Source organism: Microvirga massiliensis, from assembly GCF_001006805.1.
GTDB classification, from domain to species: domain Bacteria; phylum Pseudomonadota; class Alphaproteobacteria; order Rhizobiales; family Beijerinckiaceae; genus Microvirga; species Microvirga massiliensis.
In genome coordinates this window covers 163,323-176,725 of the sequence record NZ_LN811364.1, presented here as the reverse complement: position 1 = coordinate 176,725, position 13,403 = coordinate 163,323, and the positions used below count along the sequence as shown (strand labels likewise).

Annotated in this window: 14 protein-coding genes and 1 pseudogene; 3 read left to right on the top strand and 12 right to left on the bottom strand. The window is 61.7% G+C overall.

Annotated elements, in window-relative coordinates; all coding sequences use genetic code 11:
• Window positions 1–48: 48 nt before the first annotated feature.
• Entirely contained in the window at window positions 49–585 is a 537-nt protein-coding gene (locus tag BN1233_RS34465; protein WP_046868137.1) for a hypothetical protein, read from the bottom strand.
• A 313-nt stretch (window positions 586–898) separates the two neighbouring features.
• Here BN1233_RS34465 and BN1233_RS50205 point away from each other — a divergent pair.
• Window positions 899–1,429, top strand: a pseudogene (locus BN1233_RS50205) (RraA family protein); the annotation flags it as partial.
• A gap of 419 nt (window positions 1,430–1,848) precedes the next feature.
• Here the strand turns inward: BN1233_RS50205 and BN1233_RS34455 are convergent.
• The 10 genes from BN1233_RS34455 to BN1233_RS34415 all read right to left on the bottom strand — a co-directional run bounded on the left by BN1233_RS34455 (window position 1,849) and on the right by BN1233_RS34415 (window position 9,964).
• Window positions 1,849–3,033: a tyrosine-type recombinase/integrase gene (locus BN1233_RS34455; RefSeq protein ID WP_048710744.1), complete on the bottom strand. Its 1,185-nt coding sequence runs from the start codon at window positions 3,031–3,033 to the stop codon at window positions 1,849–1,851.
• On the bottom strand, window positions 3,033–4,808 hold the full coding sequence (locus BN1233_RS34450; protein ID WP_048710742.1) for a site-specific integrase: 1,776 nt from the start codon (window positions 4,806–4,808) through the stop codon (window positions 3,033–3,035). Before BN1233_RS34450 ends, BN1233_RS34455 begins: the two co-directional genes overlap by 1 nt.
• A 178-nt stretch (window positions 4,809–4,986) precedes the next feature.
• Window positions 4,987–5,148 (bottom strand): helix-turn-helix domain-containing protein, encoded by a 162-nt coding sequence (locus BN1233_RS34445; protein WP_244471089.1) that lies wholly within the window; start codon window positions 5,146–5,148, stop codon window positions 4,987–4,989.
• Window positions 5,149–5,216: 68 nt separating this feature from the next.
• Window positions 5,217–5,429, bottom strand: coding sequence for a helix-turn-helix transcriptional regulator (locus BN1233_RS34440; RefSeq protein WP_046868133.1), 213 nt, complete (start codon window positions 5,427–5,429; stop codon window positions 5,217–5,219).
• A 595-nt stretch (window positions 5,430–6,024) separates the two neighbouring features.
• Complete coding sequence (locus tag BN1233_RS34435) at window positions 6,025–6,513, bottom strand: transposase (RefSeq protein WP_244471088.1); 489 nt, start codon at window positions 6,511–6,513, stop codon at window positions 6,025–6,027.
• Window positions 6,477–6,785: a helix-turn-helix domain-containing protein gene (locus BN1233_RS34430; protein ID WP_048710738.1), complete on the bottom strand. Its 309-nt coding sequence runs from the start codon at window positions 6,783–6,785 to the stop codon at window positions 6,477–6,479. The genes BN1233_RS34435 and BN1233_RS34430 overlap by 37 nt, the downstream gene beginning before the upstream one ends.
• Before the next feature lie 83 nt (window positions 6,786–6,868).
• Window positions 6,869–7,000 (bottom strand): helix-turn-helix domain-containing protein, encoded by a 132-nt coding sequence (locus BN1233_RS51395; protein ID WP_082145832.1) that lies wholly within the window; start codon window positions 6,998–7,000, stop codon window positions 6,869–6,871.
• Between the two features lie 118 nt (window positions 7,001–7,118).
• Window positions 7,119–7,595: a hypothetical protein gene (locus tag BN1233_RS34425; RefSeq protein WP_046868131.1), complete on the bottom strand. Its 477-nt coding sequence runs from the start codon at window positions 7,593–7,595 to the stop codon at window positions 7,119–7,121.
• 84 nt (window positions 7,596–7,679) lie between these two features.
• Window positions 7,680–9,023 carry a tyrosine-type recombinase/integrase gene (locus BN1233_RS34420; RefSeq protein ID WP_048710734.1) on the bottom strand — a complete coding sequence of 448 codons (1,344 nt, stop codon included), beginning with the start codon at window positions 9,021–9,023 and terminating at the stop codon, window positions 7,680–7,682.
• A gap of 554 nt (window positions 9,024–9,577) precedes the next feature.
• Entirely contained in the window at window positions 9,578–9,964 is a 387-nt protein-coding gene (locus BN1233_RS34415; protein ID WP_046868130.1) for a response regulator, read from the bottom strand.
• 134 nt (window positions 9,965–10,098) lie between these two features.
• Here BN1233_RS34415 and BN1233_RS34410 point away from each other — a divergent pair, with 134 nt between their 5' ends.
• Window positions 10,099–10,884, top strand: a complete 786-nt coding sequence (locus tag BN1233_RS34410; protein WP_046868239.1) for a Crp/Fnr family transcriptional regulator — start codon at window positions 10,099–10,101, stop codon at window positions 10,882–10,884.
• Here the strand turns inward: BN1233_RS34410 and BN1233_RS51390 are convergent.
• Entirely contained in the window at window positions 10,861–11,136 is a 276-nt protein-coding gene (locus BN1233_RS51390; RefSeq protein WP_425311774.1) for a hypothetical protein, read from the bottom strand. The genes BN1233_RS34410 and BN1233_RS51390 overlap by 24 nt on opposite strands.
• On the opposite strand from BN1233_RS51390, the gene BN1233_RS34405 reads away from it, so the two are divergent.
• Entirely contained in the window at window positions 11,122–13,131 is a 2,010-nt protein-coding gene (locus tag BN1233_RS34405; protein WP_425311772.1) for a GAF domain-containing protein, read from the top strand. The two genes, BN1233_RS51390 and BN1233_RS34405, sit on opposite strands and share 15 nt — an antisense overlap.
• Window positions 13,132–13,403: the final 272 nt, after the last annotated feature.

Genomic DNA, 13,403 nt, shown 5'->3' with positions numbered 1-13,403 from the left:
GGCGCCGCCCGCGCCACGCGCGACGCCGGTGCATTGCGCGTGGCAGAATTACGGGGGCGGGGCTTCGTAAGACCACCAAGAGCCGCCGTTCCCAGGCACTGCCACATCAATGCGCATGTACCACTCGATTTGCCCAAGCGTAGTCATTGTCTTCTTATCTTTGATGAAAAATCGAAAGCCGAAGTAATCCGCACCGCCCTTTGCATCGCCATAATAGAGCGAACCCCAACTCTCTGGCGCGTCGTGAAAGCCAGGTGCATCCTTAAAAGTGGCTCCATTGCCAAACCAATTTTTTTCGCCAAATCCCGCGCTCCCGAACTTAGCTCCATCCCACCACAAATTCTCGCCGGGAGGGGCATCTTTGGTCCAGTCCGAGAACACATCATTTTGGCTGGGATTTTTTCCAAACCGGAGGCTGCCCTTCTTCTCTTGTCCGACAACGCAATCACTCCACGAGCTCCCTTCCGCGAGCTCAATTTCATACGTGACTGGCAACTGGATTGTAGAGGTTCTGTATTTCCACCAGGGCCAGCTGATCTCCCACTTTGACCACTTCGCCGTGATGCTCTTGACCGTAACGCCCAAGTCCAGCCCTCCGCGAGGCGACGAGCGTCTCTCGCCGCGAGAATGGGGGAAGTTAGATTGGGGTGGAGGAAGTGTAGCGTCGGTGCGGATACGCACGTGACGGTTGAGGTGGCGGCCAGCCGCCCGGGTGCGTAGCGCATGACCTATTCACTTCCGCCTCGGTCAAAGATTGGCGGCGATGTTGCCGGTTCTTCCGCCGAGGTGGCTCCAGCCGATCATCAGGCCGGCCGCAGTGCATCGGCTCCGTGTTGGAGCGCCGGGAATACATGACCGGCGATCAGAGAAGGAAGTCGCTGGCCGTGAGGGTAGAATTGCCGTCGGCGCGCGGCTGCGCCCGCTCCATTCCGGCGGTGTTCTCGCCGGCCCTGCGTTGATTGTGAAGACCCACCTTGGTGACAACCTCATGGTGCACAAGGCTCTACAGATAGCGGAACCAGGCGACGTCATTGTCGTCGATGCCGGAGGGGATCTGACCAACGCCATCATCGGCAAACTCATTCTCACACACGCTGAGAAGATTGGCCTGGCGGGGATCGTGATCAACGGCGCGGAACACGATTACGGCGCGATTCGGGCCAACCGGTTCCCGCTCTTCGCGGCCGGCGTGACGCACCGTGGCCCCTACAAGGACGGACTGAGCGAAATCAACGTCCCAATCGCCATTGATGGGATAGTCGTTGAACCCGGCGACCTGATCCTCGGCGATGACGATGGCCTGCTCTGCGTCCCCTTTGGCGACACCGCGACGATCCATGCGGATGCCAAGGCAAAGCAGGAGGCCGCCGATATGCTCTACGCACGCGCCCGAGCGACTCAGGCCCATCTCACGAACTCACGACGGTGATGTGATCTTCGCCGCCGAGTTCAGGTAGTGAGAGACACATTTCCAGTTTAGCGATAAGCGTCATTCCTCCTAATCAATCTGCGATACAGGAAGGCAACATCAAGACAGTGCCGAGACAACCCTTGAGTCATCTTCGTGGCTGGTCATCAGCTGAGTTATCTATCCTACTAGCGGTGGCGTTAAGTTGAGAGATACACTGCGCATTTTGCTGTCCGACTGTGCCACCATCCGGAGTTGCGCGGTGGTGCAACGAGACACGGCTGAAGGCTCTCAAGACAATCCCGAGACACCCCGCAGACAGCGATAAGCAGCACCGGAATTGGTCTGCCCTGGTTATGCGTGGCAGTCGACGCAGTAGCCTGTTGGGGGAGCCAAGCTCTTTAGCTTCCATGAGCGCGCCATCAACCACTTTGGCGATATCACACCTGCTGTCGGACTCCTCTAGGTTTGGAGATGAATGACTTGCTAGTCCGGCTCACCCGGAAGTTTGGAGCAGTTGAATGTGATAGCCTTGCGGCCTCCACTTTCGCCTCGAGGATCTTCGTATAGTGTCGTCCTGCCTGGATGGTGCGTGCATGAATGTAGTGGGCATCGGTTGTCCCAAACCGTTGGTGCCCGAGCAGATCTTTTGACCCGAGCACAGCCTCGGGGCACTCCACACTCCAGAAGGTTGCCGCAGCCGATCGGAAGAGGTGCAGCCAGACCGGCTTTCCGAATGCAGCCCGCGTGCGCCGGCAGATCGCATCGTAGATTGCACCGCCATTCATTGGGCAGCCCTTGGCTGAGGCCCAGACACCCTGGTGCGATTGGCTGCGGTAGATCACAGGGCGGTATCGCCGGAGATACTGGTCGATCCGCTTACCAATCTTCGAAGGCACAGGATACTCGAGAGGACGCCCGCCCTTTGTCTCGGCCTCGGAGAGGACGATCGTCCACGCGGTGCCTGATCGCACCAGAGTGCGTTCGAGCGTGAGAGCCGCAAAGTTGCTGCGGCGGACTGGATCGGCCGCGAGCAGCGCAATCATGAGTCCGTCACGATACGTGATCGCATCTTTGGTTCGCACCTTCTTCGGCTCGGGCGCGGCCTCAGCAGCCTCGTCCATGAGATCGAACCCGAGCTGATAGAGCTCATCGCTCATCCGCAGGTTTGCCGCTTTGGAGCGTGGTTGTGCAGCAGCATCGATCCGCTTTGCAATCGTGTGCAGCCAGCTCCAGTCGACCTCTGGGGCCAATCGCAAAAGCACCTGTCGCACCCGGAAGAGGATCGCAGCGCCGGACTTTGCTGTGTTGGTCTCCGCGAGCGCTCGGCAAAACGCCTCGATCCGCTCGCGAGTGACGCGCTCCCCCGGCGGGAGATCGAGGAGGGTGGGGTCAGTTGCCGTGAGATACCCGAGCCAGCGCCCATAGCCGTCGATCAGGGTCTTGCGCGTTCGGGGCTTCAGGTGGCTTGCCGAGGCGGGCTCATCGAACAGATCGGCCGGCCGCGTCGCCTCCTCCCAGCGCATTCGGTCGACCTCTGGCCAATCCTCGAGCCGGAGAGAAACGCGCTGACGGGTATTTGGACGGCGGATGGGTGTTGGCCACATCCAGGGTTGCTCAGTCATCAAGGCCTCCCTGGCTTGTTGTGGGAGACACGGCCACCCTGTGGTGGCTGCTTCATGGAGCGACCTTTCCGACAGAGGGGTAGGCTTGCCTGGGCACGGGCGATGGCGGCCTCGAGGAGCTTCGCATGGTGGCGGGCCGCGCGCCGTGTGTTCAGCTCGGCGTAGAACGCCATCGCGGTCTTGAGGTTCGTGTGCCCGAGGTGTTGCGAGACGAGCGGGTAAGCTCCAGGGTCTTCGTCGAGGATCACCTTCGCGGCCAGATGCCGGAACTGGTGCGCGGTCATCTTGAAGCCCATGTGGCGCCGGATCGTGCGCTCGATCAGCCACGACAGCGTTCTCTCCTCTTTCGCCGCGTGGCGCCCGTTGTCGAAGATCAGCTTGGTGCCAAGGGGCTGGAGGAAGGCCCGGTCATACATCCGCAGCATTCGCGTCACGGCTGCGGGCAGCATGACCGAGTAGGGCTGCCGGTTCTTGGTCCGGTGTGCCGGGATCTCGAGCCTGCTCTCCTGGTCTTCCTGAGCCGGCAGGAACACGGTGGCATCGAGTTCGAGGGCGGCGAGATTGGCGATCCGCAGCGGGACATAGAGCAGAAGGGCGATCGCAAGGGCCACCTGATACTGCGCCAGTGTGGTCAGAGAGGCGGCAGACCGGTTGAGCCTGCTGAGGATCGCCGCCGGGAGACTGTAGAGGCGGGGGAGGGCGTCCGGGTCGTCGAAGTGCCGCAAAAGCACTTTGTTCTTCTCCGTGAGCCCCGCCCGGATCTTCGGGAGCTTCGACTGAAGCCGCTTGATCTCGGCCAGAGTCGCGGGATCGACCTTCATCCACTCCCGCGCGATGCTCACGAGTGTCTTGGCGAGCCCTTCGTTGGAGGCATTCGCGACATTGCCGGCCCATTGATGCCGGTGGCGCAGAACTGCGCGGACCGCGTCCGGCGTCACAAGGGCCGCGAGCGAGGTGATCGCCTCGGGCGGCGTGCCTGTTGCCACGAGGGCGGTGACGATCGTCTGGATCTGCTGGCGTCGAAGGTTCAGTGTGCTCGCGGCCAGAGGCTTCGCGCGTGCATCTGCCGCGAAGAGATCCCGACCGGAGGCCCAGGTGAGGTGAGCCTCGAGGTCTGCCAGAAAGCTCGCGGGCAGGGTGGCGAGATCGATCCTCTGGGAGGGAGCCCGCCGGCTTTTCACGACGAGTTCGGTGAGGTTGCGGTCGGGCTGCGCCTCGACAATCCGGTTCCAGAGTGTCGCGGTATCGCGAATGAGGGTGGGTGCCTTGCGGGCATACAGGCTCGCGCGAAGAGCCTCGGAGTATGCCTCAAGTGCAGCAAGGTCGACCTGCGCGGGCGTGATCCCGTTCAGGCTCCAGAACCGGACCGCCCGGCTGAGGCCATTGCGGATGCGCTTGTCGGGAACCGTTCGGAGGAGCTCTTCCCATGCGAGCAGGAGAGGGATCCGGCCGGTCCTGAGAACACGGCACAGGCCACTCGCCTCGACGGCTGTGAGCAAGCTGGAGCGCATGTTCGCGCGGGTCTTTAACGAGAGCGTCGCGAGGGCTGGACTGGCAGCCTCGAGTTCCGCGCCGAGCGATGCCGGGTCGGCCGGAATGGCCGACGCAGGCTTCTGAACCAGTTCAGAGAAGCGCTTGATCGCCGAGTGGCAGTCCCGTTTGCGCGTGGCAGAAAGGGAGGTGGTAGGGATGCGATCTGCGACGTCGGCCAGAGTTGGCACGTCAGGCGAGGCGAAGGGGTTCTGGTAGGTTTTGGCGGGTACGGGAGCGTTCATGGTGAGGCTTGGATGGGGTTCGGGAAGGTCCGCACTGGTCTCGGGAAGACAGGAGCGGACAGGAGGCGACATTCGGGAAGGCTACCATGCAAAAACTGGAACGTTTTCAGGGAGTGAGTCTTCCCGATACCGCGCAAGTGACTGCCGGGACACGACAATCCACGACACCTTTCACGGGTCACCGGATGCGCCGGCGGGCGAGGAAAACCTCGGCGTCCTCCTCTGCAATGCGAATAGACCGGCCAATTCGGTGGGCCCGCAGATCACCAGAAGCGATCACACGGTCGATGGTTCTTTCGGAGCAACCCCAGCGCTCCGCAAGCTCATGTCTGGTGAGCATGCGCATTGCGCGAGAGACGCATCGGCTGTTGGGCTTCGACTCGTCGGAGGGCCTGCAGGCCGTCTTATTCATTGCGCTGCCTCCCGGCTGGCAGCGGCAAGGGCACGCTCGCGCTCCCAAATATCGATTAAGTACTCAGCGAAGTACTTCCGACCATTGATCTCGATTGCCTTCGGGAAGTTCAAGCGTGGGTCGCGCTCCCATCGCCAGAGCGTCATGTTCGAAATGCCGTAGCGTTGCCTGACCCCGCGGCGGGACAGATAGCGTTCGATCTTGCTCATATCGTCACCCGTGTTCGTCACAAGTGACCACTTGAATAAACACGCTATCGCATGCTGTCGTTGGACAAGTGCCTCCGACGGATTGTCCAATCGATCCTGCTTGACAGCGACGATCCAGCTGATCCTGATGACGAGGAGACCAGCAGAAAGAACTGATTTTGACCTCTACTAACCCCGATGAGTAACGGCGGAGTAGTTACCGTTGGGATGTCCTCAGAAATGTGCCAGGCGAAACTCTCTCAGCCGACTGGCCTAACGTCACACCGTGCCAGCAGTCGGGCGGTCCTGTGTATCGACTGCATGCTCAGACTGCGATGGATGGAAATCACCCGACGAGCTTCTGCCCGTCTTAAAGCTCACACAGTCAAAAGGGCGCGAACGACGAGCCGCTCGCTTAGCGGCATTCACGTTTTGAGTCTACGGCGCGTGGAACAGATCATGGTGGACTGCGGATGACGTCGCAATAAGGCATATCTTATAGTGCGGTGATCTCTCAGAGTCCCCTCACGCCTCCTTTCATTTTAGTCTCTCTGCCCGAGCAATGCGCTCAACCTGGTTTGGAACGAGGTCGATCCTTTCATCCTGCTACTGATCGTCACGGAAGCCCTGTGACGGAGAGGACTGCGTGGTGAAAGAAGCTGGTGATCATCTCGGGTTGGCTCTGCAGGCGGACGAACTCGCGGCGCGCCAGACGATGCAGGTCGGCGACGGACTGGGGCAGAGCGTTCTCCAGGGCCCGCTTGACGAGCGCATTGCACTGCTCCTCGGGATTGAGCTCCGGGGCATAGGCCGGCAGGTAGGCCACCGCATAGTCTTGCGCGTGTGAAGCCACGAAGGCGCTTGTCGCCTGCGAGCGGCGCGCGTTGAGCCAGTCCCAGACCACCAGCAGCGGCGTGCCGATCCGGCGGTGGAAATAGCGCAGGGTCGAGATTACGGCGTCGCTCGAGAGGCTGGCGCGGAAGTGGCGAGCGTAAAGCCGCCCATCCGGCGTGACCACCACCACACTCGAGACCGCCCGCCGCTGGCTCACGCGCCGGAGCACCGGGGTCAGGCCGCGCCGCGCCCAAGTCGTGCCCGGCCGGATCCGGAAGCTGTGGCCGGTCTCGTCCCAGAGGAGCAGAGTCCGGTGCTCCCGCCGCGCCTTCTTTTCAAAGCAACCCAGTCCCGCTTGGGCCAGACCGCGATCACGAGTTCGTCGCGTTCCTGGGCCCTTGTGGCGGGACGCTGCACCGAGAGGCCATGCGCCTTGAGGGGCCGCTCCAGGTAGCGCGGATGATAACGCACTCCGAACTCGCGCTTAATCAGGGCCGCAATGCGCTTCAGGGTCCAGCGCTCGCTGGCAAAACCGGCCGCCACCGCGCCGCGGTCCAGGAGCCGCCCCAGCCGGGCCCAGGCCTTCTCATCGAGCCGCGGCGTTCGTCCCGGGATGGGCTGGACCTTCAGGCCGCGCCGGCCCTGCTGGACCAGCGGCAGACACTGGCGCGGCTGACCCCCAGCTGCCGGGCGATCTCGGGTTGCGAGAGCCGTCCTGGCCGCAACAGCCGCGCGGCCGCCAGGCGACGCTCCTCCATCTGCTCCGGCTCAACTGCGAGAGTCGCCAAACGTTGCCACCCATCGCGCTCACCTCACGAGGATTGACATCGCCCGATGTTACACCGCTTTCGTAAAGATCATTAATACCACTCGTCATCATGGAAGCGAGCCACCGGATCGTCGCCACGCCACGTAGCTGTCTGGTAATTGATCTGGCCAGTTGTCTTCTACGCGAGACATGATCCGGGAACCCACGCTGATCAGCGTTTCGCCAGCCTCCACGTATGTCCTGTAAATCCGCTCTACGTCCTTGCAAACTGCCTCGAAGCTGTGGCCGGAAATGCGCTGTTTGACAACGCATTCAGCGCAAGCCATTCGCAAGCTCATGCCTCTCCGAATTGCGGACTGCACCATGAAGAATATACGGTCCTTGAGTTGTTGGAACTCAGGAGGAGGTAAGACGTTTGTTGCTGGATCGCGGCGCCAATTTCCGTCCTCATCGATCAATCCATACTCAGCAACAGCACGGACAGTGTCCATAAAACGCTCGTCCTTAGTAAGTTCATGAAGGAAACCAAGCTCTTTGAGGAATTCAGAGCTAGTCGTGTGGTGCTGGATTCGAGGATGAAGCACGCTTGGTCCCCTCAGCCCGCTGCACTCCCATTGTCGCTTCAAAGCTGCAAAGCATCCTCCATCCCTTTTTCTGGTTGTCATTTTCTAGCTCTGGAGATGAACTTCAGGCATAGCGGCAATCAGTCGTGCTGGGCGGGAAGGTATTTGTTCTTGTTGGGCCAACCCTTGTGCAAACTGTAGCGCCATACTGTCGCTAGCGTGATTGTCGCACACTAGTCGTGTAACGTAGTCTGCCCAGTGGTTCAGGGCATTTCTACGCTCGTTCAGGTAAATCGCTCGATTGTACACGCCCGCTACGCCGCGCTTTGCTGGACCGCTAATATGATTTACCACTGCCTCGACCACGTGCGGAGGCACGCTGAGGCGCTCGTTCATTGTTGTTACCATTGTTCGACGCAGGTCGTGCAGCGTCCATGGTAAGAGAGAAGCCAGATGTTCGTCGGATCGGAGTTGCGCGATTCGGAGATCGAGTTGGCGTTTGGCCTTGCTGAACCCCGAAACCGCGGTTTTGCTCGTTGTCGAGAACACTAGAGGTCCGGTGCGCGGCAGCATCTGTAGAATGGTCCGCACAGCAGGTGCAAGTGGAACGAGATGCGACTGAGCATTTTTCGTGCGCTCCGGAGGAAGATGCCAGACAGCCTCGCTCGTATTGAGGCTCCGCAACTCATCCCAGCGCATGCCAGCGACCTCACTCCGACGCTGGCCGGTAAGTAGCAGAACTTTGAACAGTCCTCCGAACAACCCTGGGTAGCCGTTAAGTGTGCACCACAACCAAGCAAGCTCCTCTGGTGTGAGTACCCGCTCTCGGGATTTACCGGACGACAGCGCGCGGACTTTCGCGGTCGGGCTTACCGTGATTAGATCCTGCTCGAGCGACCAGTTGAAAAACTTGCCGAGGTAGGCCAGAGCGCGGTTTGCGGCGGCCGGCGAACCGCGCTCCTCGATCCGATGTAACAGGTCCACCACGTCATCTTTGCTAATCGAGCTAATTGGGCGGTCACGCCATGCAGCAGTGTCTGAGCCCTGCAGGATGCGGCGATACTCCCGAGCGGTGTTGGGCCGCAGTTCCCGTTCGACATAGCGCTCCATGAAAAGAGCGGCGGTTCCCCGAAAGGTGGTCTGTTGCTCTTTGGCCTTGCGCCGCCGCTCTTCAGCCTCAAGACGGCGGGGGTCGCCCCCAGCTTTCGCGTTCTCGATTACCTGCCGCGCCTTTTCGCGAGCCTCAGCAAGCGATAGGGCAGGGTAGCGTCCTAGAGTGAGGCGTGTGAGCTTCCCGTTGATCCGTGTCATCACGAACCAAGCCTTTGCGCCGGAGTATGATACTCGGAGTCCGAATGCGGGCAGGTGAGCATCGTAGTACTCGACTTGTCCCTTGGCGGGTGGCTGGAAGCGGTCAACAGCCGCTGCGGTGAGGCGGAGTTTTGGCATGGTCTCAGGTTACGCTCAGGTTACGAAAGGAGCCCGTTATAGGCTGATATCGTATGGGCGAGACTGAGAGCCGGAAATCACAAAAAGCCTGTGATCCACAAGGGAATGGCAGCGAACACTGATAGGAATCGGTCAGGCGCGTTATTCTTGCGTCGCTTACTCTTAATCAGCGGGTCCAAGGTTCGAGTCTTTGTACACCCACCATGAAATCAAAGAGTTAGTGCCGATCGCGGATGCGGTCCGGAACTCCAGGCAGCCAATAGGTAGCAACTGTTGCGGTGCTCCGGTTTCGGGTCCAGCCAACCGCTATTGTGTTCGTGTGTCTTTGGTCCACACGCGGTGGCTGACATGAATTCAGCATCCGCAGGTGGTTCGGAAGCGGACCTTCGGGTGCGCCCTGCAAGAGCCTATTATGACCCACAGCCGATCATCCAAGCACTTCATGGCAGACAGGCAGCCGACGCCATACCACGCTCAATTTGAGCCTCTTGCTCGAGTAGCCTTTTAATCCAGTAACTGTAGTGCACGCGCAGCACTCTGACCCTGAGCCAAGCTCACCGATTGCGCATGAGCTTCGACAAAGCGTGCGCGAGAGTCTGCGGGTCGAACGGCTTCACCCACCAGGACACATGCTGATACTGAGCGGGCAACGAGGCCGGGCTGTAGCCAGTCGCGAACAGGAACGGCACCCCCTGCGCGGTCAAAACATCCGCGACAGGAAAGACGGCTTCGTTCTCCAAATTGATGTCGAGCACCGCTAGGTCGATCTTGGCCCCCGTGGCCAGAAGGGCCAACGCCTCGTCGCGGGTCGGCACCGGGCCGATTACCTCGGCCCCGAGCTCGGCCACGGCCTGGGCGAGATCGTCGGCAAGGAAGGATTCATCCTCGACGATGAGAACGCGGCATCCCGTCAGGCCCTGCTGGGGAAGGGCGCCTACCATGAGGGACCCCTCCTTGCCCGATGGGCGTCTGTCAGATGGAGGTCGACGAGCCAGCGCACCAAGAGCATAGCACAAAGTGCGTCTGTTTGGATCGCGGCGCGTTAGTCTATCAGGTCCACATCGTGGGGGCCGCCATGGCCAACCCTCTCATCTGCAAATTGGAGCAGTTCAGAAGGCTCTCAGCCGAGGACAAACGTATACTGGAGCAGATTACAGCAGAGCGCATCCGGGTGCTCAGGCCTCGCGAAGATATCATTCGCGAGGGCGACGAGCCCACCCAGATCAACGTGATCCTCTCGGGCTGGGCTTGCCGCTACAAGGAACTCGAGGACGGGCGGCGCTCCATCATGGCCTTTCTGGTCCCGGGCGACCTATACGACCAGAACATCTTCATCCTGCGCGAGATGGACCATTCGGTTGGCACCCTCACGGCGGTGCGGATGGCCGAGATCCCGCAGCCCGTATTCGAGGATCTCACGCTCAACCATCTTTGTATCGCCCAAGCACTGTGGTGGGGGACCCTGGTCGATGCATCGATCGAGCGCGAATGGGCGGTGAACCTGGGCCAACGCACCGCTTTCGAACGACTGGGTCACCTCCTGTGCGAGCTGTTCCTGCGCTTGAGAGGCGTCGGCCTGACAAACGGCGATAGCTGCGAATTGTCGGTCACCCAGGCTGATTTGGGCGAGGCGATCGGGCTCTCGACGGTGCATGTCAACCGCATGCTCCGGGACCTGAGGGCCGCCGATCTCATCGTGCTCAAGGGCAAAGCTCTGACAATCCCGGATCTGGAGGCGCTGATGAGGGCGTCCCTGTTCAAGCCCAACTACCTGCATCTCAGCGAGGCTGGGAGAGCTTTGGACAGTGCGGCGGCGCCCCTCCGGGCAACGGATGACCTATTCGGCGGCCCGCAACCATAGGGCGAGACACCTCTCTTCTTCGAGGGCCTGCTCGCCAATAAGGAGGTCAGCATGACCACCGCTGACGACCCAAATGGCCTTGCGGAAGCAGTCGATGATGTCCTCGTTACGGCGGAACTGGCCCGCCGGCCGTCCCGGCCGCCGGACCACGCGGCCGAGGCCAAGGCGCTGGCGGCCCTGGCACAGGAGACGGCCATCAACCCGGGCGGCGTATTCCAGAAGTGCGCCGAGCTCGCGATGGAACTGTGCCATGCAGACTCCGCCGGCATCAGCCTTCTCGAACCCGGCGGGGAGAACGGCCTGTTTCGCTGGCAGGCGATTGTCGGCGGACTCGCGGGCTATCTCGGCGGGACCGTCCCGCGGGAGGCCAACCTCTGCGGAGTGGTCATCGCCCGTGACAGCATGCTCCTGTTCCGGGAAGCAGCCCGGTTCTTCCCAGGATTGCGAGACGCGGAGCCACGCATCTTCGAGAGCTTAGTGGCCCCTTGGCACGTGAAGGGAGAGGCCGTCGGCGCGCTCTGGGCCATCCAGCACACGCCCGACGGGCGGTTCGATGCGGAAGATGCCCGCCTGCTGCAAAGCCTCGCCCGCTTTGCCGCGGCGGCCCACCAGATGACCACTGCGCTGCATGAGGCCAAGACCGGGCGCGAGGCGCTGGAGCAGCGGGTTCAGGAACGCACCCGTGCGCTCGCCGATGCTCACGAAAGCGTGCAGAAAAGCGAGGCGCGCCTGCGGGCGGCACTGGAGATCGAAACGGTCGGCGTCATCTACCTCGACCTGGAGGGCCGGATCATCGATGCGAACAACGCGTTCCTGGCGATGGGTGGCTATAGCCGCGCGGACCTGGAGGCGGGGCGTCTCACTTGGCAGGAGCTCACCCCGCCGGAATGGATGGAGGCTTCCGAGAAGGCCGTTGCGGAGCTGAAAACGACCGGCCAGACCACGCCGTACGAGAAGGAGTATCTGCGCAAGGATGGCTCGCGCTGGTGCGGGCTGTTCGCGGCGAAGTTGCTGCCGGATGGCACCATCTTCGAGTTCGTGCTCGACATCACCGCCCGCAAGCAGGTCGAACAGGCGCTCGCGGCCGAGCTCAAGGCGATGACACGGCTGCACGACGTGAGCCGGCAAGTGGTCGACGGGGCCGGACTCCAGGTGGTGCTCGATGCAATCCTGGACGCCACAATCGAACTGCACGGGGCCGACTTCGGCAACATCCAGCTCTATGACGAGAAGACCCGGACGCTGCGCCTGGCCGTCCAGCGCGGCTTCCAGGAGCCGTTTCTCGACCGCTTTGCCGAAGTCAGCTCCGAGGAGGGCTCGGCCTGCGGCATGGCGCTGGCCCGCCAGGAGCGGGTGATGATCGAGGATGTCGAGCAGGAGCCCGCTTATGCTGCCAGTCTGACGGCGGCCCGCGAGGCTGGCTACCGGGCCGTCCAGTCGACGCCGCTGTTCACGCCCGCCGGCACACCGCTGGGGATGCTCTCGACCCATTTCCGCCAGCCACACCGCTTGTCAGAACGCGAACTCAGGTTCACCGACATCTATGCCCGCCAGGCAAGTGATGCGATCGCCGCACAGTTGCTGACGCAGTCGCTGCGGGAGAGCGAAGGGCGGGCCAAGCTGCTTCTGGCCGAATTGCAGCATCGAGTGCGCAACACGCTGTCCGTGATCCGCTCCATCATCCGGCGCACGGCACAGACGAGCAAGTCCGTGGAGGACTACGCCATGCACCTCGACGGGCGCATCAACGCGTTCGCCCGCGTGCAAACCGCGGTGGCCCGCGATCCCGGTGCGGGCCTGGATCTCACCCAGCTTGTGGCCGACGAGCTTCTCGCGTGCGCGGCGCACGAGGGCGAGCAGGTGCGGATGGTCGGTCCCTCGGTGCGGTTGCAGCCCAAGGCTGCCGAGACCTTCGGGCTCGCGGTTCACGAGCTGGCGACGAACGCCCTGAAGTACGGCTCCCTTTCGCGACCGCACGGGCGCATCCGGATCACTTGGCAGGTCCAGAACGGCGGAGAAGCGCCCCGGCTCGTCTTCGAGTGGAAAGAGAGTGGTATGGGAGAGCCGGTAGCCAAGCAAAGACAGCAGGGCTTCGGCGCATATCTTCTGGAGCGAACCCTCACCTATGAGCTGAAGGCCAAGACCGTGCAGGCGTTTGAGCCAGACGGCCTTCACTGCACGATCGAGCTGCCACTGACCAAGCGAATCAGCATGGACAACTTTGCCAGCACGCCCCAGCAAGACTGAGGTGAAGGTTTGCAATTGGCACGAAGCTGAAGTTGGTCGAACTTCCGCATTTAAGCGGTAAGGTGACCTTTATTCCCTCCGCTCGAAGTCACAGTTTGACCCACTGCGGACCATCCCGTGGCCGGAGCATATGCCTGGACGGAGCGCGAAATGCCAATGGTGCCGGATTCCATCACGTGCCGTTCCGCGGAAGGCTACCGAGCTTACTTGCAGCCGCATCGAGCGGATGCTCCGCCGCTTGCCGGACTTACAGCCACAGTGCGACCCTTAAC

Coding starts and splice junctions, on each gene's coding strand:
- BN1233_RS34455 (WP_048710744.1), bottom strand. CDS start 3,033: ATGACTGAGCAACCCTGGATGTGGCCAACACCCATCCGCCGTCCAAAT.
- BN1233_RS34450 (WP_048710742.1), bottom strand. CDS start 4,808: ATGAACGCTCCCGTACCCGCCAAAACCTACCAGAACCCCTTCGCCTCG.
- BN1233_RS34445 (WP_244471089.1), bottom strand. CDS start 5,148: ATGCTCACCAGACATGAGCTTGCGGAGCGCTGGGGTTGCTCCGAAAGA.
- BN1233_RS34440 (WP_046868133.1), bottom strand. CDS start 5,429: ATGAGCAAGATCGAACGCTATCTGTCCCGCCGCGGGGTCAGGCAACGC.
- BN1233_RS51395 (WP_082145832.1), bottom strand. CDS start 7,000: ATGGAGGAGCGTCGCCTGGCGGCCGCGCGGCTGTTGCGGCCAGGACGG.
- BN1233_RS34420 (WP_048710734.1), bottom strand. CDS start 9,023: ATGCCAAAACTCCGCCTCACCGCAGCGGCTGTTGACCGCTTCCAGCCA.
- BN1233_RS34415 (WP_046868130.1), bottom strand. CDS start 9,964: ATGGTAGGCGCCCTTCCCCAGCAGGGCCTGACGGGATGCCGCGTTCTC.
- BN1233_RS34410 (WP_046868239.1), top strand. CDS start 10,099: ATGGCCAACCCTCTCATCTGCAAATTGGAGCAGTTCAGAAGGCTCTCA.
- BN1233_RS34405 (WP_425311772.1), top strand. CDS start 11,122: ATGGAACTGTGCCATGCAGACTCCGCCGGCATCAGCCTTCTCGAACCC.
- BN1233_RS51390 (WP_425311774.1), bottom strand. CDS start 11,136: ATGGCACAGTTCCATCGCGAGCTCGGCGCACTTCTGGAATACGCCGCC.